At 63.7% G+C, this 25,829-nt stretch carries 22 protein-coding genes; 12 read left to right on the top strand and 10 right to left on the bottom strand.

Translation table 11 applies throughout. The annotated features are described in order from the left end of the window. The first annotated feature begins 170 nt into the window (after positions 1–170). Positions 171–641 carry a VOC family protein gene (locus tag NKH06_RS18635; RefSeq protein WP_352439721.1) on the top strand — a complete coding sequence of 157 codons (471 nt, stop codon included), beginning with the start codon at positions 171–173 and terminating at the stop codon, positions 639–641. Between the two features lie 174 nt (positions 642–815). Here the strand turns inward: NKH06_RS18635 and NKH06_RS18630 are convergent, their stop codons facing one another. Further along, complete coding sequence (locus NKH06_RS18630) at positions 816–2,408, bottom strand: peptide chain release factor 3 (protein WP_352439722.1); 1,593 nt, start codon at positions 2,406–2,408, stop codon at positions 816–818. A gap of 237 nt (positions 2,409–2,645) precedes the next feature. Between NKH06_RS18630 and NKH06_RS18625 the strand changes: the two genes are divergently transcribed. Further along, the gene (locus NKH06_RS18625) at positions 2,646–3,719 is read left to right on the top strand and encodes an NAD(P)/FAD-dependent oxidoreductase (RefSeq protein ID WP_352439723.1); all 1,074 of its coding nucleotides are present in this window, start codon (positions 2,646–2,648) and stop codon (positions 3,717–3,719) included. Here NKH06_RS18625 and NKH06_RS18620 read toward each other — a convergent pair. The 3 genes from NKH06_RS18620 to NKH06_RS18610 form a co-directional block, all read right to left on the bottom strand. Beyond that, positions 3,713–5,086 carry an amidase gene (locus tag NKH06_RS18620; protein WP_023811656.1) on the bottom strand — a complete coding sequence of 458 codons (1,374 nt, stop codon included), beginning with the start codon at positions 5,084–5,086 and terminating at the stop codon, positions 3,713–3,715. The two genes, NKH06_RS18625 and NKH06_RS18620, sit on opposite strands and share 7 nt — an antisense overlap. Positions 5,087–5,414: 328 nt before the next feature. Beyond that, positions 5,415–6,215: a class II glutamine amidotransferase gene (locus NKH06_RS18615; RefSeq protein ID WP_352439724.1), complete on the bottom strand. Its 801-nt coding sequence runs from the start codon at positions 6,213–6,215 to the stop codon at positions 5,415–5,417. Positions 6,216–6,230: 15 nt separating this feature from the next. Next, on the bottom strand, positions 6,231–6,479 hold the full coding sequence (locus NKH06_RS18610; RefSeq protein WP_023811654.1) for a DUF6356 family protein: 249 nt from the start codon (positions 6,477–6,479) through the stop codon (positions 6,231–6,233). A gap of 114 nt (positions 6,480–6,593) precedes the next feature. Here NKH06_RS18610 and NKH06_RS18605 point away from each other — a divergent pair, with 114 nt between their 5' ends. The 6 genes from NKH06_RS18605 to NKH06_RS18580 all read left to right on the top strand — a co-directional run bounded on the left by NKH06_RS18605 (position 6,594) and on the right by NKH06_RS18580 (position 11,336). Beyond that, positions 6,594–7,064 (top strand): Lrp/AsnC family transcriptional regulator, encoded by a 471-nt coding sequence (locus NKH06_RS18605; protein ID WP_023811653.1) that lies wholly within the window; start codon positions 6,594–6,596, stop codon positions 7,062–7,064. Between the two features lie 301 nt (positions 7,065–7,365). Then, a complete protein-coding gene (dut, locus tag NKH06_RS18600) occupies positions 7,366–7,851 on the top strand; it encodes a dUTP diphosphatase (protein WP_128304825.1) in 486 nt (161 codons plus the stop codon). Continuing rightward, entirely contained in the window at positions 7,851–8,513 is a 663-nt protein-coding gene (locus tag NKH06_RS18595) for an HAD family hydrolase (RefSeq protein ID WP_128304824.1), read from the top strand. The genes dut and NKH06_RS18595 overlap by 1 nt, the downstream gene beginning before the upstream one ends. 72 nt (positions 8,514–8,585) lie before the next feature. Continuing rightward, positions 8,586–9,440: a hypothetical protein gene (locus tag NKH06_RS18590; protein WP_352893654.1), complete on the top strand. Its 855-nt coding sequence runs from the start codon at positions 8,586–8,588 to the stop codon at positions 9,438–9,440. An 80-nt stretch (positions 9,441–9,520) separates the two neighbouring features. Beyond that, positions 9,521–10,324 carry an isocitrate lyase/PEP mutase family protein gene (locus NKH06_RS18585; protein ID WP_352893652.1) on the top strand — a complete coding sequence of 268 codons (804 nt, stop codon included), beginning with the start codon at positions 9,521–9,523 and terminating at the stop codon, positions 10,322–10,324. Positions 10,325–10,337: 13 nt separating this feature from the next. Further along, the gene (locus NKH06_RS18580; protein WP_352893650.1) at positions 10,338–11,336 is read left to right on the top strand and encodes a proline racemase family protein; all 999 of its coding nucleotides are present in this window, start codon (positions 10,338–10,340) and stop codon (positions 11,334–11,336) included. 9 nt (positions 11,337–11,345) lie between these two features. On the opposite strand, the gene NKH06_RS18575 is transcribed toward NKH06_RS18580, so the two are convergent. Continuing rightward, a complete protein-coding gene (locus tag NKH06_RS18575; RefSeq protein WP_352673434.1) occupies positions 11,346–12,056 on the bottom strand; it encodes a sulfate transporter family protein in 711 nt (236 codons plus the stop codon). A gap of 170 nt (positions 12,057–12,226) precedes the next feature. Continuing rightward, positions 12,227–13,159: a DMT family transporter gene (locus NKH06_RS18570; RefSeq protein ID WP_352893648.1), complete on the bottom strand. Its 933-nt coding sequence runs from the start codon at positions 13,157–13,159 to the stop codon at positions 12,227–12,229. A 229-nt stretch (positions 13,160–13,388) separates the two neighbouring features. On the opposite strand from NKH06_RS18570, the gene NKH06_RS18565 reads away from it, so the two are divergent. Together NKH06_RS18565 and NKH06_RS18560 are read left to right on the top strand one after the other, a co-directional pair. Continuing rightward, positions 13,389–14,381, top strand: coding sequence for an adenosine kinase (locus NKH06_RS18565; RefSeq protein WP_352893646.1), 993 nt, complete (start codon positions 13,389–13,391; stop codon positions 14,379–14,381). A gap of 337 nt (positions 14,382–14,718) precedes the next feature. After that, the gene (locus tag NKH06_RS18560) at positions 14,719–15,420 is read left to right on the top strand and encodes an antitoxin Xre/MbcA/ParS-like domain-containing protein (RefSeq protein WP_128304819.1); all 702 of its coding nucleotides are present in this window, start codon (positions 14,719–14,721) and stop codon (positions 15,418–15,420) included. Positions 15,421–15,453: 33 nt separating this feature from the next. Here NKH06_RS18560 and NKH06_RS18555 read toward each other — a convergent pair whose 3' ends face one another. After that, a complete protein-coding gene (locus NKH06_RS18555) occupies positions 15,454–17,733 on the bottom strand; it encodes an NADP-dependent malic enzyme (RefSeq protein ID WP_352439731.1) in 2,280 nt (759 codons plus the stop codon). 213 nt (positions 17,734–17,946) lie between these two features. Here NKH06_RS18555 and mutS point away from each other — a divergent pair, with 213 nt between their 5' ends. Next, complete coding sequence (mutS, locus tag NKH06_RS18550) at positions 17,947–20,670, top strand: DNA mismatch repair protein MutS (RefSeq protein ID WP_352893644.1); 2,724 nt, start codon at positions 17,947–17,949, stop codon at positions 20,668–20,670. A gap of 205 nt (positions 20,671–20,875) precedes the next feature. Here mutS and NKH06_RS18545 read toward each other — a convergent pair whose 3' ends face one another. The 3 genes from NKH06_RS18545 to NKH06_RS18535 form a co-directional block, all read right to left on the bottom strand. After that, the gene (locus NKH06_RS18545) at positions 20,876–21,721 is read right to left on the bottom strand and encodes an aldo/keto reductase (protein ID WP_128302888.1); all 846 of its coding nucleotides are present in this window, start codon (positions 21,719–21,721) and stop codon (positions 20,876–20,878) included. Between the two features lie 86 nt (positions 21,722–21,807). Further along, a complete protein-coding gene (gene copM / locus NKH06_RS18540; protein ID WP_128302887.1) occupies positions 21,808–22,200 on the bottom strand; it encodes a CopM family metallochaperone in 393 nt (130 codons plus the stop codon). A gap of 42 nt (positions 22,201–22,242) precedes the next feature. Further along, complete coding sequence (locus tag NKH06_RS18535; protein ID WP_128302886.1) at positions 22,243–24,747, bottom strand: heavy metal translocating P-type ATPase; 2,505 nt, start codon at positions 24,745–24,747, stop codon at positions 22,243–22,245. A 187-nt stretch (positions 24,748–24,934) separates the two neighbouring features. Between NKH06_RS18535 and NKH06_RS18530 the strand changes: the two genes are divergently transcribed. Then, the gene (locus NKH06_RS18530) at positions 24,935–25,753 is read left to right on the top strand and encodes a glycosyltransferase family 25 protein (RefSeq protein WP_128302885.1); all 819 of its coding nucleotides are present in this window, start codon (positions 24,935–24,937) and stop codon (positions 25,751–25,753) included. Positions 25,754–25,829: the final 76 nt, after the last annotated feature.

Genomic DNA, 25,829 nt, shown 5'->3' with positions numbered 1-25,829 from the left:
GCTCGGTCTGGCCACAATTTTGCAATGCGCCAGATTCTCTCAAAAAAATGCGTGGCACTGTCGGATGGCGCACTGCATGCCCGTCCTTGGGCAGACGGCATGGAAATGGCACCGCGTTCGGAGTCAGCCGTTTCGCCGTAACGCAACCAAAACAACCCGAGGAGCACGACATGCAAAAGATCACCACCTGCCTGTGGTTCGACGGCCAGGCCGAAGAGGCCATGAATTTCTACGTCTCCATCTTCAAGAATTCGAAGGTGCTGAGCGTAATGCGCTGGCCCGAAGGCCACGCCGATGAAGGCAAGGTGCTGGTGACCACGTTCGAACTCGACGGGGTGCAGTTCCAGGCGCTCAATGGTGGACCGCAGTTCAAGCACACCGAGGCGATGTCGCAGTCGATCGACTGCAAGACGCAGGAAGAGGTGGATGACTTCTGGGACAAGCTCATCGAAGGTGGCGGCCAACCGTCGCAATGCAGCTGGCTGAAGGATAAATTCGGCGTCTCCTGGCAAGTTGTGCCGGAGCAGCTGCCGCACCTGCTGCTGGATCCGGACCGGGCCAAGGCCGGCCGCGTGATGTCGGCGATGATGCAGATGAGCAAGATCGACATCGCAAGGATCGAGGAAGCGGCCAGAGGGTGAGAAGCGGTCCGCGTAGCGGACGGAAAGCCAAATGCTTGGCTTTTCGAGCTTCGAACGCCCGGAGCCTGCGACGGGCCGGGGGAAGTTGGAGTCTATCAGCCCCAGGTCGCGCCGCCCCTCATCCGTCCTTCGGGCACCTTCTCCCCGTGAGCGGAGAGGAGGAAAAAGCGCGACTTACGCCGCTCTGTCGCGGACCTGATAGTCCTTGATCGTGGCAAATCTGATCGCCTTCCAGCGTTCCGCTTCGTAGTTCAGCGAGAAAGCGTGCTGGGCGAGGAACACTGGATCATTGTCGAGGTCGCGGGCGATGTCGCCGCGATGCGCCTCGATGAAGCGAAGCGTCTCGGCTTTGTCGTCGGCCGATATCCAGCGGCAGACCGAAAACCGCGACATCTCGAATTCGACCGGCAGCGTGTATTCGAAGTTCAGCCGCTCCTTCAACACGTCGAGCTGCAGGGCGCCGACGACGCCGACGATGGCAGGCGAGCCGTCCTCCGGCGAAAACAGCTGCACGACGCCCTCTTCGGCCATCTGGTGCAGCGCTTCCTTGAGTTTTTTCGCTTTCATCGCGTCGCCGAGGCGAACGCGGCGCAGGATTTCCGGTGCGAAATTCGGCACGCCGCGGAACAGGATTTCCTCGCCCTCGGTCAGCGTATCGCCAATACGCAGCGTGCCGTGGTTGGGAATGCCGACGACATCGCCGGCGAACGCCTCGTCGGCGGTGACGCGGGTGCGGGCAAAGAAGAATTGCGGCGCCGACAGCGACATAGGCTTTCCCGTACGCACCAGCTTGGCCTTCATGCCGCGCTCGAGCTTGCCCGAACAGACGCGGACGAAGGCAATGCGGTCGCGGTGGTTGGGATCCATGTTGGCCTGGATCTTGAAGACGAAGGACGTCATCTTCTCCTCGGTTGCCTCGACCTTGCGGGTGTCGGCCTCCTGCGCGCGCGGCGGCGGTCCAAAAGCGCCAAGCGCCTCGATCAGGTCGCGCACGCCATAATTGCGCAGCGCCGAGCCGAAATAGACCGGCGTCAGATGGCCCTCTCGGAAGGCTTCTATATCAAGGGGTCTGCACGCTTCCCGCGCGAGCTCCAGTTCCTCGATGAAGGCTTCGCGTTCGTTTTCTGGCAAAAGGCCAGCAACGCGGTTGGAATCGGGACCATTAACCGGCGTGCGTTCTTTCTCCGCGTCGCCCCTGCGCACGGCATTCAGCGCCAGATGATAGGTGCCGGCAAAATTCTTGCCGCGGCCGATCGGCCAGGTGACGGGGGCAGTATCCAGCGCCAGCTTCTGCTCGATCTCGTCCAAAATCTCGAACGGATCGCGGCTTTCGCGGTCCATCTTGTTGATGAAGGTGATGATCGGAATGTCGCGCAGCCGGCAGACTTCGAACAGCTTCAGTGTGCGCGGCTCGATGCCCTTGGCGGCATCGATGACCATGACCGCCGAGTCGACCGCCGACAGCGTGCGGTAGGTGTCGTCGGCGAAATCCTCGTGGCCGGGCGTGTCGAGCAGGTTGAAGACATTGTCTTCATACTCGAAGGTCATCACCGAGGTGACGACCGAGATGCCGCGCTCACGCTCGATCTTCATCCAGTCGGACCGCGTCTGAATCTTGTCCTTCTTGGCCTTGACCTCGCCGGCAAGCTGGATGGCGCCGCCGAACAGCAGCAGCTTTTCGGTGAGCGTGGTCTTGCCGGCGTCCGGGTGCGCGATGATCGCGAAGGTGCGGCGGCGCGCCACTTCTTCTTCTATTGCTTCGGGCATTCTCTGGGATTTCCGTGTGACAGGCCGGGCTTCTAGCAGCGCAGTGCCGGGCTGTCGACCGGTCCGACGGCTCGGAAGCTGCTGATCGCCGCCTCACCATCAGAGCATACAGCTCAGTCGTGCTGTGGCTCCGGCCAGTGCATTGCCGCATATTTTGCGCTGCGCGATGTTGGCAAGCGGCTGCCGGGATGGCACTGGATGAACATCCCTCCGGATGGCGAGGCAGAGGAGCAAGACATGACTGCGGCGAAACAAGTGATCGTCATCGGCGCCGGCATCATCGGCGCGTCCATCGCCTGGCATCTGAGCAAGGCGGGAGCACAGGTCACGGTCATTTCCGACAGCCCCGTCGGTGGAATCGCCACCCCAAACTCGTTTGCCTGGATCAATGCCAGCTGGGGCAATCCGGAGCCCTATTTCCGGCTGCGCACCCGCGCGATGGCCGAATGGTCGCGGCTGGCGCAGGACCTACCCGGCCTGCCGCTCAGCTGGTGCGGTGGCCTGTGCTGGGATCTGTCGGCCACCGACATGGAAATCTACGCCACGGAGCATTCCGCCTGGGGCTACGGCATCGAACGCGTCGACCGCGCCGGTGCCGCGCGCATCGAGCCCAATCTCGCCGAGCTTCCCGACTTTGCCCTGCATGTGGCTGAGGAAGGTGTCGCAGAGCCCGTGGCCGCCGCCCATGCCCTATTGGCAGACGCGAAGCGACATGGCGCGAAGACCATCTCCAGCACGGTGACGGCCCTGGTCCAGACCGGCGGCAGGATCACCGGTGTCGACACTTCGCACGGATTGATTGCATCAGACGAGGTGGTGGTCGCGGCCGGCGTCGGCTCGCCGGAGATCGCCGCGACCGCCGGGATCAACCTGCCGATCGAAACGCCGCCCGGCCTGATCGTCCACTCACGGCCTTACAAAAAGCTGCTCAACGGTCTGGTTCTGGCCGAGCGGCTGCACATGCGCCAGACGGCGGAAGGCCGCATCATCGCCGGCTCGGATTTTGGCGGCGCCGATCCGGGTATGAATGCCGAAGCCACCGCCCACGCGCTGTTTGCGGCCATGAAAGCCATGCTGCGCGACAGCGACGGGTTGGAACTCGATTTCCACACGGTCGGCTACCGGCCGACGCCGATCGACGGCTTTCCGATCATCAGCCGCGCCGAGGGCGTGGACGGTGTCTATGTCGCCGTTATGCATTCCGGCATCACGCTGGCGCCGGCCGTCAGCCTGTTCGCCACAAGGGAAATTCTCGACGGCGAGCGCGACCCCTTACTTGCCCCTTATGGATTGTCGCGCTTCGCTCAATAGGCGGGCGGACGGCGAAAGCCGCCGGTGAGTGGTTCGATTGCCTTGGCGATGCCGAGCAGCCGTGACTCCGACCAGCGTTTGCCGACCAGTTGCAGGCCGATCGGCAGGCCGGTGCTGTCCAGTCCGCACGGCATGGAAAGCGCTGGATGGCCGCTGTAGTTGAACACGGCGCCATAGGCCGGCAGCATCCAGTAGCTCTGCTCCTTGCCGTCGACCTTGATCGGCGTGCCCGGCTCGCAATGCGGGAAGGCGGTGGTCATGGCGACCGGGCAGATCAACGCGTCGTAGGCCTCGAAAAACCGGTCCCAGGCGAGAATGGATTTGTCGCGGCGGGCGAGTGCCTCGAACCAGCGCGAGACCGGTGTCGGTTCCTCCGGCGGCTCAGGCTGAGCGGCCTCCAGCATCATGCCGATCAGCGCGCCGCCCTGCTCCAGATCGTCATGCAGGTCGAGTTTCGGCAGTTTTGCTTCTTCGACGACCGCTCCTGCGGATTGTAACTGCCTTGCGAGACTTTCGACCGCGGCGCTGACGTCGCCCGCCACTGGAAACCCGGGAAAGAACGGCGCGAAGGCAATGCGCAATGTCTTGAGGTCGAGGCTTGGCATATCCTCGACCGGCACCGGCGCAAGATCGGTGTCGCTTCCATTAGGACCGGCAATGATTTGATAGATCAGCGCCAAATCTTCCACACTGCGCGCCAGCGGCCCAAGGCAGGACATCAGCCGCACGCTGCGCGCAGTACCGCCGGGATCGGGAAAGACGCCGGCCAGCGAGACGCGGTGCTCCGTCGGCTTCAGGCCATAGACACCGCAGAAACTGGCCGGCAGCCGGATTGAGTCCTGCATGTCGGTGCCGACATCGAACGGCGTCATCCCCGAGCAAAGTGCAGCCGCCGCGCCGCCGCTGGAACCGCCCGCCGTGCGCTGGAGATTCCAGGGATTGCTGGTGCGACCAAACAGCGGATTGTTCGACTGCCAGTCCGAAAGCATGGTCGCGACATTGGTCTTGGCCATCAGCACGCCGCCAGCCGCACGCAAGCGGGCGACGACCGGACTGTCCTGTTTGGCGACATAGTCGGCAAAGGGCGGAAAGCCGACCGTGGTCTTCATGCCGGATGTATCGTGCATGTCCTTCAGCGTGAACGGTACGCCGTGCAGCGGGCCGAGGGCCTCGCCGCGCGCCTGGGCCGCGTCGGCCTTCTTGGCGCACTCGCGAGCCCCTTCCCTGTCGAGCGAGATGACGGCGTTGACCGCATCGTTGTGCGCATCGATCTGCGCCAGATGCGCGTCGAGTGCCTCGACGGCGGAGATCTTCCGCGCGGCGATGGCAGTGGCCAGCTCGATGGTTGAGGAAAAGACGAGGTCCATTGACAATGCTCCGGCTTGGCCGCGTTCGCCTGATCGGATGGCGGACAGCGGCGCTGCTTCAAATGGAGTTGAGCATTCGAGGATTGGCTGCGTTTGATCGAAATTGTGCAGACTGGACTGTCCAAGTCTGCACTCTACGGCGCCCCCCTCTGTCCTGCCGGACATCTCCCCCACAGGTGGGGAGATTGGATGTCACGACAGCTTTCGCCAATCTCGGACGTTGCAAGGAATAGCGCGGCAGTCGCAGGTGCCAATCTCCCCCCGTGTGGGGGAGATGTCCGGCAGGACAGAGGGGGGGCTGTCCCGCGGCGTTGCCGCACTTTTGCAACTAGACGGCCAGTGCCAGCCTGGCCGATGCGGGTGCGAAAGGGCGAATGACCATGCCATCGCCAGTGATCGTCACAAAATTCGACGGCGGGATCGCCTGCCAGTCGCCGCCCTCGCGGTCGAACGGCTCGGAAACGATGCAGCGGCCGCCGCCCTTGCGCAGGACAGACGTGTAGAGCGTCGGTGCGTGAGCGTCGGTGGCGTAGCGCACCGCATGCAGCGCCTGCCCGTCGGAGAAGGCGGCGGTGAGTTTCAGCGCCGGTTCGAGGCCGGCGCGGCGCGAGGCTTCGAGCACGCGGCTGGTGGCGCGGGAGACGGCGCCTTGCGGATCGCCGGTCAATCCCTCGTCGATCATCAGCAGGAAAAACAATTCGGAATCGGTGGTGCCTTCGCGCTGGTCGAAGACAGCGTCGGACAGCGAATTCTCCAGCGCGCGGCGGATTTTTTCGAAGCCGCCGATCTGGCCGTTGTGCATGAACGACCAAGAGCTGGAGATGAACGGATGGCAATTCATGCGGCTGGTGGCGCCGCCGGTGGACGCCCGCACATGGGCGAGGAACAGGCCGGATTTGATCTGCCGGCACAGGCTCTTCAGATTGGGATCCGACCATGCCGGCAGGATGTCTCGGTAGAGACCCGGCTCCGGGCGGTCGCCATACCAGGCAAGGCCAAAACCGTCACCATTGGTCGGCGATTTCGCTTCCTGGGCGCAATGGCTCTGGGCGATCAGCGAGTGACAGGGCGCGGTGAGCATGTCTTCGAGAAAGACTGCTTCACCGAGATAGGCCGCCCACCGGCACATCGCTTCTGTCGCCCTCTAGGCGCGATCCATAAGAGCCGCAGGCTCCTTGATCGCGTGTGTGCCTCTGTTGTGCGTCCGCTCGTAAAGCTCACGAACGATTCGGCTGGCGGTAGTCTCAAACAGAAATGGCAAGAAAGCGTGAACGAGCGCGGCGCCAGCCGCCATCAGCAGCCGCGACGAGAACCAGCCGGCAAAGGCCATATGAGTGAAATAGGTTTCGCCGACCTTGGCCGGATGAGAGGTGAAAATCCTTGCGACCGACATGCTGGTCCCCTTCAGCGCTTGAAGTTCCTGATATGAGTATCCTGACACGCTTCGCCGGTTCATCGGTCTCAAAATATCCTTGTATTTGACCCGTTGATGGGACAAACATCCCACATGGCGTTGGAAATCGACGAAATCGACCGGAAATTGCTTGCCGAATTGCAACGCGACGGCACGCTGTCGGTCGACCAGCTGTCGGAACGGGTGGCGCTGTCGCGCAATGCCTGCTGGCGCCGGGTGAAGCGGCTGGAGGAGGATGGCGTCATCACCGGCCGCGTGGCGCTGGTCGATGCCGAAAAGCTCGGACTTGGCCTTTCCGTCTTCATCCTGATCCGCACGTCCAACCACGACCCGGAGTGGCTGCAGAAATTCCGCGCGGCAGTGACCGGCTTTCCCGAGATCACCGGCGTCTACCGCATGTCGGGCGACCTCGACTATGTCTTGCGCGCCCGCGTCGCCGACGTGAAGGCCTATGACCGGCTCTACCAGCGGCTGATCGCCAAGGTGGCGCTGTCGGATGTGTCCGCGTCCTTCGTGATGGAGGAGATCAAGGAGACCACCGTCGTTCCGATGGAACTGAGGTAGATTAGCTGAAGCCTCCCAACTTCGTCGTCCACGGGCGGAGCAGGAGCGAAGTTCCGTCGCGAAGACCCGAGGATCCATGCCGTGACCTTGGCCGAGGAGTGCAGCGGAGCAGAATTCTGCACCGCAGCAACGCTTTAAAGTCGCGGCATGGATCCTATGTTCTGCGCTGCGTCGCTTCGCTCCTTGCTTCGCCCGTGGATGACGAAGCGTTGGGTGGTCACAGTGCCGCCCAAAAGAAAGCCGTTGATAGAATTACAGTCGAGTTGACCGAATCGCCGTTCGCGCCGATAGGATCGATTTTATGCGCGCAGCCCTTCAAACTCCCTCCGTCATCGGTCCGACCGTCGGCTTCGTCAGGTTGCCGCATGCTGAAGGACTTCCCCTTCCTGCTTATGAAAGCACCGGTGCTGCCGGCATGGATCTGCGCGCCGCCGTGCCCGACGACCGGCCGCTGCTGATCCTGCCTGGCAAGCGTACTTTGGTGCCGACCGGGCTGATCCTGGAAATTCCGGAAGGCATGGAGGGCCAGGTGCGGCCGCGCTCCGGACTTGCTTTCAAGCACGGCCTGACTGTCCTCAACACGCCCGGCACCATCGACAGCGATTATCGCGGCGAGGTGAAGGTGCTGCTGATCAATCTCGGCGACGAGGACTTCGCGGTGACGCGCGGCATGCGCATCGCCCAGATCGTTTTTGCCGCGGTGACGCAAGCCGCCGTGGAAGAGCGCAACCTAGCTGGCGGCACGGCGCGCGGCGCGGGCGGGTTCGGGTCGACCGGCACCGCCTGATGCCTGAACTGCCTAAACTTGTCATCTTCGACTGCGACGGGATCCTGGTCGACACCGAGAACCTCGCCAATCGGCGCCTCGCCGAATGGCTGACCGCTGCCGGCTATCCGACAAGCTTCGAATATTGCCGCAAGAATTTCTCCGGCCGCAGCATGGCGTCGGTGCAGAAAGAGATCGAAGCAGAGACCAGCGTCAGGCTCGGCGTCGATTTCGTCGATCGCTGGAACGCCGGCCTGCCGGATCTGTTTGCCCACGGCGTCGAAGCGATCCCCTACGTCCGCGAGTTCGTCGAAGCCGTGCGTTCAGCCGGTATCGCCTATTGCGTCGCCACCTCGGCCCGAGTGTCGAAGATGCACATCACGCTCGGCCAGACCGGGCTGTTGCCGCTGTTCGAACACGCGATGTTTTCCTCGACCATGGTCAGCCGTGGCAAGCCGTTCCCGGACCTGTTCCTGCATGCGGTCAAGACCATGGGCTTCGCGCCCGCCGACTGCATCGTCATCGAGGACAGCGTCGCCGGCACGCAGGCCGGGATCGCCGCCGGCATGCGGGTGTTTTCCTATCATGCCGATCCCTATTCCGACCGCGCTGGCCTGATCCAGGCCGGCGGCATCCTGTTCGACGACATGCGCGAACTGGCCGGGCTGGTGCCGATCCACTAAGCTGATCTGCAGCCCGCGGCTGTACGCCTCGATCGTCCGTGCTAGCTTGGCCCCGCCAATTCGAGGCCACGCATGAAACCCGCCCTGTTCCGCTTCTTCCTTACCTTGACGCTGCTGCCGTTTTTGTGGACTGCGGCCGGCGCGCAAGCCGTCGGCTTCCCGGAACTCGGCAGTGCTTTGCCCGGCCGCACGGATGCCACCTATCTCGACCTCGCGAGGATGGTCATTCCAGATCTCGCCGCGGACCAGGACGGCTTCTACAGGGGCGGGTTACCGATCGAGATGCGACATATCGAGCGACCGGACGGCGGCGGTTCGCCGCCCGAAACTTCGGGCTTTTCCAATGCCGCGGTGCTTGCGATCAAGGCCGGCGGCAAGGACCGGCTGGCCATGCTGTTCGACCTCGGTGACTCTCCCGACAGCGCCGAAGGCTATGCCGTGCTGGCGCTCTACGACGTCACGGCCAAGCCAAAATTGCTCGACGCCGTCAATGTCGCGCTCGACCGCGGCACCTACTTCCGCGAACCGGGCAAGCTTTCCGTCGGCACCAACGATGACGTTCTCATCACCATGAGCGCGCATTTCAATTCAAGCCAGAACTATGTGATCACGCCACTGATCATGATCCGCAACGACAGATTCGAACTGATCGACATGATCTTTACGTTCGATGAGAACCTGTGCGCCTACAGCCGCAAGCAGGACGTGGCTTTCGAGACCATCGCCGACGGCCAACTTTATGCCGCCATCAAGGTGACCGTGACGGATGCCACGGTGCTCAACGGCGAAAGCTGCGACGACACTCCGCCCCGACCAGAGTCCCACGCGATTTCCGTCATCTATCACTGGGACAAGAAGACATCGCACTACATCAAGGATTCCGACACGCTGGACAAATTGGCAGGAGAGAACGCCAAACGCTTCTGAACCAACCGCATTCGTTTGCCCGGCCAAATGGGGCAGGATAAAATCCACTTAGCCACACCGCATATGATGGGGGTACTACCATGGACAAGGGCAAGATCTTCCGCGACCTGCATGCCTCGACCTTCGTCATGCCCAATCCCTGGGATATCGGCACGACGAAGCTGCTCGGCTCGTTCGGCTTCACGGCGCTGGCGACAACCAGCGCCGGCTTTGCCTTTTCGCGCGGCTTGCCGGACGGCGCGGTGACCTTCGACCAGATGATCCACCATTGCCGCGAGGTGTCGGGGGCGACCAGCCTGCCGGTCTCGGCCGACCTCGAGAAAGGCAAGGGCGACAGCGCCGAGCAGGCCGCCGAAACCATCTTCGCGGCCGAAGCGGCCGGTCTTGCCGGCTGCTCGATCGAAGACCACACCGGCGACCCCGACAAGCCAATCTATGATTTCGCGCACGCTGTCGAGCGCGTTGCGGCGGCGGTGGAGGCGGCGCGGGCGCTGAAGCGCGATTTCGTCTTCACGGCGCGGGCCGAGAATTTCCTGTGGGGCAAGTCCGACCTCGACGATACCATCAAGCGGCTGCAGGCGTTCGAGAAGGCCGGCGCCGACGTGCTCTATGCGCCAGGCATCGGCGACGTCGAGATGATCCGCACGCTCTGCTCGGCGGTCAGCAAGCCGGTCAATGTCATGGCAAAGCCTGGCTTCACCATCGCCGACCTCGCCATGGCCGGCGTCAAGCGCATCTCGCTCGGGCCGTGGCTGACCAATTTCGCCTATGGCATGCTGGAAACGGCGGCACGCGAGATCCAGCAGGACGGCACCTTCGGCTTCACCCGCGCCGCCATGCCGTTCGGCAAATTGCAGGCCCTCTTCGGCAAATCTTCGGATTAATGGGGCCCGTCGCATGACGCTGACCGTCGTCGATATGCATACAGGCGGCGAGCCGCTCAGGATCGTCACCGGCGGCTATCCCGGTATTCCCAAGGGCACGATCCTAGAAAAGCGCGCCTATGTGCGCGACCATCTCGATCATCTCAGGAAAATCCTGATGTTCGAGCCGCGCGGCCATTACGACATGTATGGCGCCTTGCTGGTCGAGCCGGACCTGCCCGGCGCCGACCTCGCCGTGCTGTTCATGCACAATGAGGGTTACTCGACGATGTGCGGGCACGCCATCGTCGCGCTCGGCCGCTACGCCGTAGATGAGGGATTGGTGGCGAAACAGGAACCAATCACGACAGTCAATATCGAGGCGCCGTGCGGGCTGGTCGTCGCCTCGGTCGAGGTCAGGGACGGCAAGGCCGGTGCGGTGTCGTTCGAAAGCGTGCCGGCCTTCCTGTTCGCCGGCGGGCAGACGATAGAGCTGGCGGGCCATGGCACGATCGGCTTCGACGTCGCCTATGGCGGCGCCTTCTACGCGCTGGCCGATTGTCACCAATTCGGGCTTGAATTCGGCAGAAGCCGGGTGCGCGATTTCGTCGATGCGGCAACCGCGCTGACGGACAGGCTCAAGGCCGAATTGCCGCTGTCGCATCCCGACCATGCCGACCTAGCCTTCCTCTACGGCACCATCCTGACCGATGGCCGCGATGCGTTTTCCAGCGAGGTGACTAAAAACATCTGCGTCTTCGCCGAGGCAGAGGTCGACCGCTCGCCGACCGGCTCCGGCGTCACCGCAAGGCTGGCGGCCATGCATGCCAAGGGCGAGATCGCGATCGGACAGACGCGCACATTCGAAAGCATTGCCGGCTCGCGTTTTTCGGGAGCCGTGGTGCGGACGGCGAAGGCTGGCCCGCATGAGGCGATCATCGCCCGCGTCGGCGGCCGCGCCTATTATAGTGGCAGGACTGAGTTTATCGTCGAAGCGGACGACGAGCTCGGACGCGGATTCCTGTTGCTCTGAAGAAAATGCTCAGTGGCGCGAGGAGCGAGCCGCTTCCCGCATCGAGATCGCCTTGTGCAGATGCACCATCATGGCGGCGGCGAACAGCGGCGTCAGCAGGTTGAGCAACGGCACGGCGAGGAAAGCCGCGATGAGCAGCCCGGCGAGAAACACCGTGCCGGCATAGTGCCTGCGCAAGACCCTGGCCTCGTCTTCCCCGCGAAAGCGCATGGCGGCGAATTCGAAAAACTCGCGCCCGAGCAGATAGCCATTGACGATGAAGAAGGCGGCGATGTTGACGCCCGGCACCAAGAGAAGCAGCAGGGCGACGATGTTGCCAAGAATGACGACGCCGAGGAATCGCGCCGACAGCACCAGCGAGCGCAGCGCCGGCATGGCGCGGCCGGTCGGATCGCCGGGATAGTCGGTGCGCTCGACCACTTCGGCGATATCGTCGAGGAACAGGCCGGCGACAACAGCCGTCACCGGCGCGATGAGCAGCGCCATGCCGAAGGCAAGCGCTATCGCGGCGATGATGCCACCCAGCCAGCCCGCCCAGGACGGTATGCCGGGCAACAGCGTCTGCAGCCACGGCAGGGCGAGCCACTCGACGAGGCTGGTCAGGCCGAACCACAAGGCGACAAGCGCCAGCAGCGTCAGACCCAATGTCTTGAGGAACACGGCCCGAAAGGGAGGCGAGAGCAGCTCGAGGGCCGCAGTGCGGGCAGCGTCGAAAATCACCTTGTCACACCCCCGGTTAGCGGACGCCGCCTAAAAGGCGGATGCTTCCGAGATAGGCAGCGCAGGCCATGAGCACAAGCGGGCTGGTTCTTTGCTTTGACGCAATTCCCAAGGGAAAGCGCTATGCGCTTTTCCCGGGAAAACCGCTTCACACTTTTCCTGGAATTGCTCTACCGCGCAAGCGCCGGCCTGCGAACCGGGATGGCCATGGCAGCGACCCCAGCCACGACAAACGCCATGCCCAGCCATGCCGTCGAACCAAGGCTTTCACCGAGGAAGACGGCGCCGATGCCGACGCCGATCGGCACGCGCAGATAGGCCTGCGAAGTGGTGCCGACCGAGCCCAGCGTGTGGATGAGGCGGAAATAGATGACGAAAGCCAGTGCGGTCGAAAACACCGACAGGCCGAGCAAGGCCAGGATCGATGCGGTCGACGGCGCCAGCGTCCACGGCTGGTCGAACACAAGACTGAGCGGCACCAGGATGATTGCGCCGCACAGCATCGATCCGGCGGCCGGCAGCATCGGGTCGAGGCCCTTGAAGCCACGGCCGAAAATGGCCGCACCGGCATAGCAGATTGTCGCTGCGACGATGGCAAGCTGCGCCCACAATTGGTGACCGATGCCATCAAGCGCCTGGGTTCCGATGATCAGGCATATTCCAGCTATACCGGCGCCGACGCCAATCAGCTTGCGCACCGTGACCGGCTCATGGCGGGTGATGAGCGCGGTGAACAGGAAGGTGAAGATCGGCGAGGTCGCGTTCAGGATGGTGGCGAGGCCTGCATCGACCGAGCGCTCGGCCGCGGCGATCAGGGTGAACGGTATGACGCTGTTGAGGCATGCCTGGAAGGCAAAGCGGCGCCAGCTTGCCGCATCGCCAGGCATGGCGAGCCCGCGCCAGCGGATGATGGCAAACAGGATGCCACCGGCGATCAGGGTGCGGGCGGCAATGAAGGTGACCGGCGGGATTGTCTCGACGCCGATCTTGATGAAGGTGTATGAGGCGCCCCAAAGCACTGCCAGCACGGCGAGCAGTGCCAGGTCGGTGGTCATGTCGTTCTTTGCAGGCTCGTTCTTTGTCGAGATCTTCTTTGTAGACATGGGGCTGGCTCGCCTTCGAAACGGGATCGGCTGAACCAGGCTTGTAGGCGGTGCGGCGAAGAAATGCTTCGGCCACGGTCGAATTGTCATAGCGCCTCGCGGCTGAGGCGCCTTTTGCCTGTTCCGCCAAAGTTGCGTGTCTCGCCCTAGGCAAACCGGTTTCAAATCGCTAGACCCGCGCCGGGCCGGCGTGGCAAGAAGCCGGCTCGGGTTTTTGGCGGAGATTTTGATGCCGGATTATGACGTGCTTTGCATCGGCAATGCCATTGTCGACATCATCGCCCAGTGCGACGAGGAATTCCTCGAGACCAACGGCATCATCAAGGGCGCGATGAACCTCATCGACACAAAGCGCGCCGAACTGCTCTACAGCCGCATGGGGCCGGCGATCGAAGCCTCCGGCGGTAGCGCAGGCAACACGGCGGCCGGCGTCGCCAGTTTCGGCGGCCGCGCCGCCTTCTTCGGCAAGGTCTCCAACGATGCGCTGGGCGAAATCTATGCCCACGACATCCATGCGCAGGGTGTCGCCTTCGACACCAGGCCGCTCAAGGGCGAGCCGCCGACAGCGCGCTCGATGATCTTCGTCACCCCCGACGGCGAGCGCTCGATGAACACCTATCTCGGCGCCTGCGTCGAGCTTGGCCCTGAGGATGTCGAGGCCGACAAGGCGTCCGGTGCCAAGGTCACCTATTTCGAAGGCTATCTGTGGGATCCGCCGCGCGCCAAGGAAGCGATCCGGCAGACGGCCAAGCTGGCGCACGCGGCGGGCCGCGAAGTCTCCATGACACTGTCGGATTCGTTCTGCGTCGACCGCTACCGAGACGAATTCCTTGAGCTGATGCGTTCGGGCACGGTCGATATCGTCTTTGCCAACAGCCACGAGATCAAGTCGCTCTACCAGACATCGTCGTTCCACGAAGCGCTGGCGCAGATCCGCAAGGATTGCCGGATCGCCGCCGTCACCCGCTCGGAAAAGGGCTCGGTCATCGTGCGCGGCGACGAGACCGTGGTCATCAAGGCGACCGCGATCAAGGAACTGGTCGACACGACAGGTGCCGGCGATCTCTATGCCGCCGGGTTCCTGCATGGCTACACGCAAGGCCGCGACCTGCAGACCTGCGGCGACCTTGGCTCACTGGCGGCCGGATTGGTGATCCAGCAGATCGGCCCCAGACCGCGGCAGAATTTGCGCCGCGAGGCTGAGCAGGCGGGGTTGCTGTAACCTTAAAGCCCGGCGCTTGTGCCGTAGGCGGCCGGTCGCGCCGCTGCCCTTCGCAGGCTCAGGGCGTTCGAAGCTCGAAAAGCCAAGCAATTGGCTTTTCGTCCGCTGCGCGGACCGCTTCTCACCGTCGCGCGGCTGTCATACATCGCACCTACACGCAATCCGGGCGTCCCGCGACTGACATTTCGGTGCGCCCTCAGTCCGTTGGGGTGTCAAGAAATGCTAGACAGCATGCTGTCGGGCGGCCGGATTCATTGCCGCCGCGATTTCCGCTTTCCGCTCTAGAGATTCAACAATCGGCCGCAGCTGAGGGGAGCGCGGCCCGGAAGACAGATGCATGAACAGATTTCAGATCCAGGCCCTCAGGCAGGACGACTTCGCGGAGATGGTCGCGGAGGAGGTCGAACGCGCGCTTGCCCACTATGATGAGGCCATCAACAAGCCAACCATGGTCTCGGTCGGCAAGATCGCCGGCAGCATAGCGTCCGCCGTCACCTTGCTGTCGCCGAAGCACCAGCGCGCCATCGACGCCATCCATGCCGACCTGCCCGGCCTGGCCTCGAAATTCGTGCGCGCGCTGGCGGCGGAAGCCGCGCGCCGCAGCGAAGCCGGTATTGCCGGCGTGATCAATCCGCCGATGACCCCGTTGACCGATGTCGAGCCCCCCTCGCTGCCAAAGTCCGACGATCTCGAATCGATGCTGATCGAGGACTGGGCGGGCCGCGTCGCCGGCTCGACCTATCTGGAAGAGCATTTGCGCATCGCCCGCTCGACCCTGCACCGTTGGCAGAGACGGGGTGAGGTCATCGCCTTGCGCAAGGGCGGCCGCAAACATGTCTTCCCGCTGGCGCAGTTCGTCGACGGCCGGCCGGTTGCAGGCATTCGCGACGTGCTGTCGCTGATCACCAATCCAAGGCTCGCATGGCTGTGGCTGACGCGGCCCTCGGCGCAGCTCGACGGCCGCATTCCCGTCGACCTGCTTCGGCAGGATCAGGTCGACGAGGTCGTTGAGGCCGCGCGCGTATTCGCGCCGCGCTGAACGCCTCGCGACCTCACCGCTCAGGCTCGCCCCTCAAGTCCCCGCCGTATACGCCGCGATCGCCGCCATGTTGACGATGTCGCTGTCCTTGGCGTTGAGCGACACGATCTGAACCGGCTTGTTCAGGCCGACCAGCAGAGGACCGATGACCGTGGAGCCGCCGAGTTCCTGCAGCATCTTGGTCGAGATCGAGGCCGAGTGGAACGCCGGCATGATCAACACATTGGCCGGGCCGGTCAGCCTTATGAACGGATATTGCGCCATGGCGCGGGCGTTGAGGGCGACGTCGGCGGCCATTTCGCCGTCATACTCGAAGTCGACGCGGCGCTTGTCGAGGATGCGCACGGCTTCCTGGACGCGTTCGGAGCGCTCGCCCTGCGGATGGCCGAAGGTGGAATAGGCGAGCATGGCAAGGCGTGGCTCATAGCCCATGCGGCGGGCAAAGCCTGCGGCCTCCTCGGCGATGTCGGCGATCTGCTCGGCATTGGGCATATCGTGCACGGCGGTGTCGGCGACGAGCACGGTCTTGCCCCGCGCCAGCACGATCGAGACGCCGATGACGCGGTGGCCGGGCTTGGCGTCGATGACGCGGCGGATGTCGTCGAGTGCGGTGGAATAGTTGCGGGTCACACCGGTGACGATGCCGTCGGCGTCACCCAGCGCCACCATGCAGGCGGCAAAATGGTTGCGGTCGTTGTTGATCAGGCGCTGGCAGTCGCGGAACAGGAAGCCTTTGCGCTGCATGCGCTCGTAGAGATAGTCGGTGTAGATGCCGTTGCGGCGCGACAGCCTGGCATTGATGATCTCGATGCCTTGCTTGTTGAGGTCGATGCCGGCGTGCTTGGCGTTTTCCTTGATGACGTCGTCGCGTCCGAGCAGGATGGCGGTGCCGAGCCGCTGGTTCACATAGGAGACGGCGGCACGCATGACCTGCTCCTCCTCGCCCTCAGCGAAGACGATGCGCTTGGGCTGGCGGCGCACGCGGTCGTAGATGCGCTGCAGGGTCGAGGCGATCGGGTCGCGGCGGGCCGACAGCTCCTGCGCATAACGGTCGAGATCGAGGATCGGCTTGCGGGCGACGCCTGAGTCCATCGCCGCCTTGGCGACCGCGATCGGGATGGCCGAGATCAGGCGCGGGTCGAACGGCACCGGGATGATGTAGTTGGGGCCGAATTTCGGCCGGTTGCCCTGATAGGCGGCGGCGACGTCGTCGGGCACATCCTGGCGTGCCAATGCCGCCAGCGCCTGCGCGGCGGCGATCTTCATGTCGTCATTGATGGTGGTTGCCCGCACATCCAGCGCACCGCGAAAGATATAGGGGAAGCCGAGCACGTTGTTGACCTGATTGGGGTAATCAGAACGCCCTGTGGCCATGATGGCGTCGGTGCGGATTTCGGCGACCTCCTCCGGCGTGATTTCCGGATCGGGATTGGCCATGGCGAAGATGATCGGGTTCTTGGCCATCGACTGCACCATGGCGGTGGTCAGCGCGCCCTTGGCGGAGAGGCCGAGGAAGACGTCGGCGCCGTCGAGCGCCTCGGCGAGGCTGCGCGCCTCGGTCTTGACCGCATGCGCCGACTTCCACTGGTTCATGCCTTCGGTGCGGCCCTGGAACACCACACCCTTGGTGTCGCACAAAGTGATGTTTTCGGGGGCAAAACCCATCGCCTTCATCAGCTCGATACAGGCGATGCCGGCGGCGCCAGCGCCGTTGCAGACCATTTTTGTGGTCTTCATGTCGCGGCCGGTGATCTCCAGCGCGTTGATCAGGCCGGCCGCCGAGATGATGGCGGTGCCGTGCTGGTCGTCATGGAAGACCGGGATGTCCATCAATTCACGCAGGCGCTGTTCGATGATGAAGCATTCCGGCGCCTTGATGTCCTCGAGATTGATGCCGCCGAAAGAGGGCCCGAGGAAACGCACACAGTTGATGAACTCGTCGGCGTCCTCGGTATCGACCTCGAGGTCGATGGAATCGACATCGGCGAAGCGCTTGAACAGCACCGCCTTGCCCTCCATTACCGGCTTTGAGGCCAGCGCGCCGAGATTGCCGAGACCGAGGATGGCCGTGCCGTTGGAGATGACGGCGACCATGTTGCCGCGCGTCGTGTAGTCGAAGGCACGGCTGGGGTCTTCGGCGATGGCCAGGACAGGAACCGCGACGCCAGGCGAATAGGCGAGGCTGAGGTCGCGTTGCGTCGCCATCGGCTTGGTGGCGACGACCTCCAGCTTGCCGGGGCGCCCCATGGCGTGGAATTCGAGCGCTTCCTGCGCGCTGACGGACGGACCGCTGTTCTCGGTTTTCCTGGCCATGATGTTCTTGATTTCCTCGCCGGTGCAGCACCTCGTTGAAGCGGGCGCTTTGTGTCGGTTCGAATTAAGACCACGCGCCGCCGCGTGTAAACCGCCAGCGCGCTGGAATCGCTGTTCGCATGGCCATTGCGGACAAGCTGCCGTCCCGGTCGTCCCCTGTTTTTCGAAGCCGCGGCATTAAACCGCGCGATCACATCTGCTAGCGTGCCGCGCATGAACATGCATAGCCCGAACGAGCCGGACGCCCCCGAGGCGATGACGCCGGCGCCGACCGTCCACTCCGGCGCCACGCCGATGATCGAGCAATTTATCGAGATCAAGGCGGCGAACCCCGATTCGTTGCTGTTTTATCGCATGGGCGATTTCTACGAATTGTTCTTCGACGATGCCGAGAAGGCAAGCCGGGCGCTGGGCATCGTGCTGACCAAGCGCGGCAAGTATCAAGGGCTGGACATTCCGATGTGCGGCGTGCCGGTGCATGCGGCCGACGACTATCTGCAGAAGCTGATCGGCCAGGGTTTTCGCGTTGCCGTCTGCGAGCAGATCGAGGATCCGGCCGAGGCCAAGAAACGCGGCGGCAAATCGGTGGTGCGCCGCGACGTCGTGCGGCTGGTGACACCGGGCACCATCACCGAGGACAAATTGCTGGCGCCGTCGGAATCGAGCTTCCTGATGGCGCTGGGGCGGGTGAAAGGCGGAGCGGACCACTCCTTTGCGCTGGCCTGGATCGACATCTCGACCGGCGCCTTCCGCGTCACCGACACCACCGCCGACCGGCTTTTGGCCGACATTTTCCGCGTCGATCCGCGCGAGCTGATCGTCGCCGAGCCGGTGTTCCATGATCCGGAGCTGAAGCCGGTGTTCGACGTGCTCGGCCGCGTCGCCAGCCCGCAACCGCCGTCACTGTTCGATTCGGCCTCGGCCACGGGACGCATCGCCCGTTTCTTCGATGTGGCGACGCCGGATAGCTTTGGCGCCTTTTCGCGCGCCGAGCTATCGGCGATCTCGGGCGCCATCGCCTATGTCGAGAAGACGCAGAAAGCCGAGCGTCCGCCGCTGTCGCGGCCGGAGCGCGAGGAGCAGGGATCGACCCTGTTCATCGACCCGGCAACACGCGGCAATCTCGAACTCTTACGCACGCTGTCGGGCAGCCGCGAAGGCTCGCTGTTCAAGGCGATCGACCGCACGGTCACCGGCGGCGGCGCAAGGCTGCTCGCCGACCGGCTGATGGCGCCGCTGACCGACCCGGTGGCGATAGGCGCCAGGCTGGATTCGGTGTCGTTCTTCCGTTCCGAGACCCGGCTCTGCCAGGCGGTGCGGTCGAGCCTGAAGAGCGTCGCCGACATGCCGCGCGCGCTGTCTAGGCTGGCGCTCAACCGGGGCGGGCCGCGCGACCTCAGCGCGCTGCGCGCCGGCTTCGAGGCGGCAGGCGCGATCGCCGAGATTTTCGCCGCGACCGCCCTGCCGCAGGAATTGACGGCCGCACTCGCCGCCATCCATGCACTGCCCCAAGCGCTTTCGCAGCATCTGACGCAGGCGCTCGGCGACGAGCTGCCGCTGCTCAAGCGTGACGGCGGCTTCGTGCGCGGCGGCTACCATGCCGATCTCGACGAGATGCGGGCGCTGCGCGACGAATCGCGAAAGGTGATCGCCGGGCTGGAACGCTCGCTAATCGATGAGACCGGCATCCGCTCGCTGAAAATCCGGCACAACAATGTGCTTGGCTACTATATCGAGGTGACCGCCAACCATCATGCGGTGATGACCGGCAGCGACGGCGCCAAGGCGCGCTTCATCCACCGCCAGACCATGGCAAACGCCATGCGCTTCACCACGACCGAGCTTGCCGAACTCGAGACCAAGATCGCCAATGCCGCCGACCGGGCGCTCAGCATCGAGCTTGCCGCCTTCGACGCGCTGACGGCGGAAGCGGTCGGCGAAGCGGAGAAGATCCGCGCCGGTGCGGACGCGCTGGCCGTGCTCGATGTCTCGGCGGCACTTGCGCTTCTCTCGGAAAGCGAAGCCTGGTGCCGGCCGGTGGTGGATTCGAGCCTTGCTTTCGACATTTTGGGGGGCCGGCATCCGGTGGTCGAGCAGGCCTTGCGCCGTTCGGGCGAAGGCCCGTTCGTCGCCAATGATTGCGACCTGTCGCCGGAGGGCAGCGCCAAGAATGGCGCGATCTGGCTTCTGACCGGCCCCAATATGGGCGGCAAGTCGACGTTCCTCAGGCAGAACGCACTGATCGCCATCCTCGCCCAGACCGGCTCGTTCGTGCCGGCGACATCGGCCCATATCGGCGTCGTCGACCGGCTGTTCTCGCGTGTCGGCGCCTCGGACGATCTGGCGCGCGGCCGCTCGACCTTCATGGTCGAGATGGTCGAGACGGCGGCGATCCTCAACCAGGCCGGCGAACGCGCGCTGGTGATCCTCGACGAGATCGGCCGCGGCACCGCCACTTTCGACGGCCTGTCGATCGCCTGGGCGGCGGTCGAATACCTGCACGAGAAGAACCGCTGCCGGGCGATCTTCGCTACTCACTTTCACGAAATGACCTCGCTGGCCGGCAAGCTGGCGCGGCTCTCCAACGTCACCATGCGGGTCAAGGAATGGGAAAACGACGTCGTCTTCCTGCACGAGGTCGGCAAGGGTGCCGCCGACCGCTCCTACGGCGTGCAGGTGGCGCGGCTGGCCGGCCTGCCGGAGGCGGTGGTCGACCGGGCTAAGGAAGTGCTGCATCAGCTCGAAGAAGGCGAAGTCTCCGGCAAGACCAACCGGCTGGTGGATGACCTGCCGCTGTTTTCGGTGGCGGTGAAGCGCGAAGCGCCAAAGCCGGCGAAAAACGATGCGCTCGGCGACGCGCTCGGCGCGATCAATCCCGACGAGATGACGCCGCGCGAGGCGCTGGAGGCGCTTTACCGGCTTAAGGGACTGGCGTAGCCAGTAAAGGTCGGCGGGACAGCACCCCCCTCTGCCCTACCGGGCATCTCCCCCGCAAGGGGGGAGATCGGACGTCACCTTGGCTTTCGCCAATCACCATGCAAGGAGAGCGGAGCGCGGAAGCTGCCTATCTCCCCCCTTGCGGGGGAGATGTCCGGCAGGACAGAGGGGGGTGTGACGGAACGGGCCTTCGCTATCTGCGCGCCTAAATCATCTCCAGCCCGCGTTTGCGCGTCGGTGGCGGAAAGCCACGGTCGAGATCGGCGATGTCCTGAGGCGTAAGCTTGATGTCGAGCGCGGCGACATTCTGGCGGACGTGCTCCTGGCTGCTGGCCTTCGGAATGGCGATGACGCCGGCCTGATGCATCACCCAGGCCAAGGCGATCTGGGCGGCCGTGGCGTTGTGGCGGGCGGCGACGGCGTCGAGCCTGGCATTGCGCGCCAGCGCGCCCTGCTCGACCGGCGAATAGGCCATCAAGGGAATGTTGCGCTGCCGGCTCCAACGCGCCAGGTCGAATTCGAGGCCACGCCGGACCAGATTGTAGAGCACCTGGTTGGCCTGGACACTGCCGCCATCGGGCAAGGAGGTCAGCTCTTCCATCTCGTCGGTGTCGAAATTGCTGACGCCCCAGTGGCGGATCTTGCCGGCCTTTTTCAGGGCCTCGAAGGCCGCGACGGTTTCCGTCAATGGCACGCTGCCGGGCCAATGCAGCAGATAGAGATCGATGCGGTCGGTGCGCAGGCGTTTCAGGCTGTTTTCGCAGGCGCGCTGCACGCCCGCGCGCGAAGCATTTGATGGCAGAACTTTCGAAACCAGGAAGGTCTCGTCGCGGCGCCCGGCAATGGCTTCGGCCACCACCTCCTCGGCGCCGCCGCTGGCATACATTTCGGCGGTGTCGATCAGTGTGATGCCGAGGTCGAGGCCGAGCTTGAGGGCGTTGACCTCAGAGGTGCGGCGATTGTTATTCTCGCCCATCTTCCATGTGCCCTGGCCAAGCACCTGAACTGCTTCGCCAGAGGGCAGTTTGGTGGTTCTGATGGTCGATGGCATGGCGGGCTCCAGTTGGGGCTGGATCGCATCATAGGCTGGACGAGAAATCCAGAGGCGTTCTCGCCGCGCTGGCGATGGCTGAAGACTTACTTCACCGGATGGGCGGCGAGCCAGGCCTGCATCTGCTTGATCTCGGCTTCCTGCGCGGCGATGACGCCTTCGGCGAGCTTGCGGATTTCCGGGTCCTTGCCATTGGCAAGTTCGACCTTGGCCATGTCGATCGCACCCTGATGGTGCGGGATCATGCCTCTGACGAAATCGACGTCGGCATTGCCGGTATAGTCGGACGCCATCATGTCGGCATGCATCTTGTCCATCGCCGCCTTGTAGCCTTCGGTCGAAGGGCTGGTCGCATCCGCCGCCATAGCGCCCATGTCGTGTTTCATTTCCTCACTCTGCGCCGGAACGCTTTCGAGGAAGACGGCAACCAGCATTCCGGCCGCCATCAGCAGCAGCACGAGTTTTTTGGCCAAGGTCATTCATGGTCTCCTGTTGAGTGGTTTCGTATTTGGGGGCTTGGATCAGAGTTTCAATGTTCTCAGCCGCAATGCGTTTGCGATCACCGACACCGAAGACAGACTCATCGCCGCGGCCGCCAGCATCGGCGACAGAAGCGTGCCGGTGAGCGGATAGAGCACGCCGGCGGCGACCGGCACGCCCAGCACATTGTAGAGGAAGGCGAAGAACAGATTCTGACGGATGTTGCGGATCGTCGCCTGCGCCAGCGTGCGGGCGCGCACGATACCGTTGAGGTCGCCCTTGACCAGAGTGATACCGGCGCTTTCGACGGCGACATCGGCGCCGGTGCCCATGGCGATGCCGACATCGGCGGCGGCAAGGGCCGGTGCGTCGTTGACGCCGTCCCCGGCCATGGCAACGCCGGCGCCTTTTGCGCGCAGTTCCTCGACAAGGGCTGCCTTCTGTTCCGGCAGCAGGCCGGCGCGGACCTCGTCGATGCCGAGGCTTCTGGCGATCGCGTTGGCCGTGCGTTCATTGTCGCCGGTTGCCATGATGATCCGCAAGCCGCTTTCATGCAGCGCCTTGATCGCCTCGGCCGTCGTTGCCTTGATAGGGTCGGCGACGGCGACGATGCCGGCCAGTTTTTTGTCGACAGCGACGAACATCGCCGTCTTGCCTTCGAGTTGCAACGCCTCGGCCTTGGCCGAGATGGATGCGATGTCGACGCCAAGGTCGGCCATCATCGCGGCATTGCCGAGCGCGACCGTCTTTCCCGAGACCGAACCGGACACGCCCTTGCCGGTGACCGCCTCGAAGGCGCTGGCCTCGGCAACTGTCACGCCGCGCGTAGCGGCGCCGTCGACGATGGCTTCAGCCAGCGGATGCTCCGACCCCTTCTCCAGACCGGCGGCAAGCGCCAGCAATTCCTCCTCGGAAAAACCGTTTGCCGCAACGACATCGGTCAGCTTCGGCCGGCCTTCGGTCAGCGTCCCCGTCTTGTCGACGATCAGCGTGTCGACGGAAGCGAAGCGTTCGAGTGCTGCGGCCTCCTTGATCAGCACACCGGCATGCGCTCCGCGCCCGGTGGCGGTCATGATCGACATCGGCGTGGCAAGGCCGAGCGCACAGGGGCAAGCGATAATCAGCACCGACACCGCCGAGACGATGGCAAAGATCAGGCTGGGCTCGGGTCCAAACACGGCCCAGGCGGTGAAAGCGACAATCGCGACAAGGACGACGGCCGGGACAAAGTAGAAAGAAACGCGATCGGCCAACCCTTGAATCGGGGCGCGCGAGCGCTGCGCCTTGGCGACGAGCTCGACGATGCGCGCCAGCGTCGTCTCGGCGCCAACCTTCTCAGCGCGCATGATCAGCGCACCATTCTTGTTGAGCGTGCCGCCGGTCAGCGCATCGCCCTCGACCTTCTCGACCGGCAACGGCTCGCCCGTGATCATCGATTCGTCGATCGAGGACCGCCCTTCCAGCACCGTGCCATCGACCGGCACGGCGTCACCGGGGCGTATGCGCAGGCGATCGCCGGCCTTGACGGCGTCGAGGGGCACGTCGTTTTCGGAACCATCGGCGGCAATCAGCCGCGCGGTCTTCGGCGCCAGATCGAGCAAGGCGCGGATCGCCGAACCGGTCTTTTCACGGGCGCGCAGCTCCAGCACCTGACCAAGGAAGACCAGCGCAACGATGACGGCGGCAGCCTCGAAATAGACGGGCACCGCACCGCCATGGCCGCGGAACTGATGCGGGAAAATGTCCGGAAACAGCGTGGCGACGACGCTGTAGAGATAGGCAGCGCCAACGCCGAGCGAGATCAGCGTCCACATGTTGGGGCTGCGGTTGACCAGCGAGTCCCAGCCGCGGTGGAAGAAGGGAAAGGCGGCCCAAAGCACCACCGGACTTGCCAGGACCAGTTCGATCCAGACCTTTGTCCGGTCCTCGACCAGGCCTTCAAACATCAAGCCGATCATGGGCGCCATTGCGATGATCAGAAGGGGGACCGAAAGGACAGCGCTCACCCAAAACCGCCTGGTGAAATCGACCAGCTCGGGATTTGGCCCTTCATCGCCCGTCGGCACGCCCATCGGCTCCAGCGCCATGCCACAGATCGGGCAGGATCCTGGCTTGTCGCGGATGATTTCGGGATGCATCGGGCAGGTGTATTGCGTGCCTTTGGGCATCGGCTGCGGTGCCGGCCTGTCGCCGAGATATTTTTGCGGCTCCGCCTCGAATTTCGCCTGGCAGGCGGCCGAGCAGAAGTAAAAGCCCTGGCCTTCGTGGCGGGCAAAGTGCCTGGCTGTCGCGCGATCGACGCTCATACCGCAGACCGGATCGGTGGCCGTCAGGAATTTTTCCGGCTCGGCGACGAATTTCGTGCGGCAGCCCTGGCTGCAGAAATGATAGGGATGGCCATCATGCTCGGTCGTCGGCTTGCCGGCGACCGGATCGACAGTCATGCCGCAGACCGGATCGCGGACGACGCTCTTCGTGGTGGGCACGGCGCCTTTTGTCGAGCAGCAGCTACTATGCGCGTGATGATCGTGATCGGAATGCGTCATTCGAAAATGCCTTGATTTATCGGCGTGTGACGTGGAGATAGGGCTTCCAGTAACTGGAAGGTCAAGGGCTGTTTCGACTTTTCTTCTCCGGTCCACGGCGCGTCCATCCTCCCCCAGAAAAAGTCTCACGCGGCAACACCACGCCTGCTAGAGAGCGAGCGTCCCGGGGGTGAGATTTTCTTTGGCAATGAAGCGTCTGGTCATCAATCTCGATCGGTCTCCCGATCGCCTTGCCCGTGTGACGGCGGAGTTTGCCCGCATCGGCGTCCCGTTCGAACGCGTTCAGGCCATCGACGCACGGGATCGGCCGGACCTGGACCAGCTGCCGCAAAATGTCGGATATCGGAACAGGCTGCCATTGACTGACGGCGAGATCGCCTGCCTGCTCAGTCACCGGGCCTGCTGGGCCGCCATAGCGCAAGGCGACGCTCGCTACGGGGCAATCTTCGAGGACGACATCGTCTTTGCCGCGAAAGCCGGCGCATTGCTTCGCGACAGCAACTGGATTCCAGCCGATGCCGAAGTCGTCAAGCTCGAAAGCTATTTTTGCAAGACCGTGATCCGACGCAAGCGCATTGACATCGGTCACGGCTTTTCCACATCCAAACTCGACGCTGGACATATAGGAACCGCCGGCTACATCATCTCCAGGCAAACCGCGCTCGACCTGATCAAGGCCACCGAGGAGATCGGCATCGCTGTCGACGACCTTGTCTTCAACCCCGAGTTTTCGGTTTTGCGAGGCGAGACAATCTATCAGCTTGTTCCTGCGCTCTGCGCGCAAGATCAGTTCCTTGGCGACAGGGCGCTCCAATTGCCAAGCCTGCTCAGGGAAAAGCGGGATATCCAGTGCGCCGCCGGGACCGGGAAACGCAGAAAGACAGCCATAGCGAAGGTCAAAGCCGAGGCTCGGCGGATAGGCAAGCGCATTGTCGATTTCTGTCGACTGAAGCGGAGAATGGTTATTCCATTTACTTATCCGAGCCAAAGCTCAACCGGGTCTTGAACCGGCTTTCAACGCCCCATACCCAGCGCCACGAAAACGCGCTATAGACGCCGCCGAACGGCAAGGCCGACTGGAT

The organism is Mesorhizobium sp. M1342 (genome assembly GCF_040317955.1).
Classification (GTDB): Bacteria; Pseudomonadota; Alphaproteobacteria; order Rhizobiales; family Rhizobiaceae; genus Mesorhizobium.
Note: the sequence above shows the minus strand (reverse complement) of the source record. Positions and strands in the feature narration are given on the sequence as shown.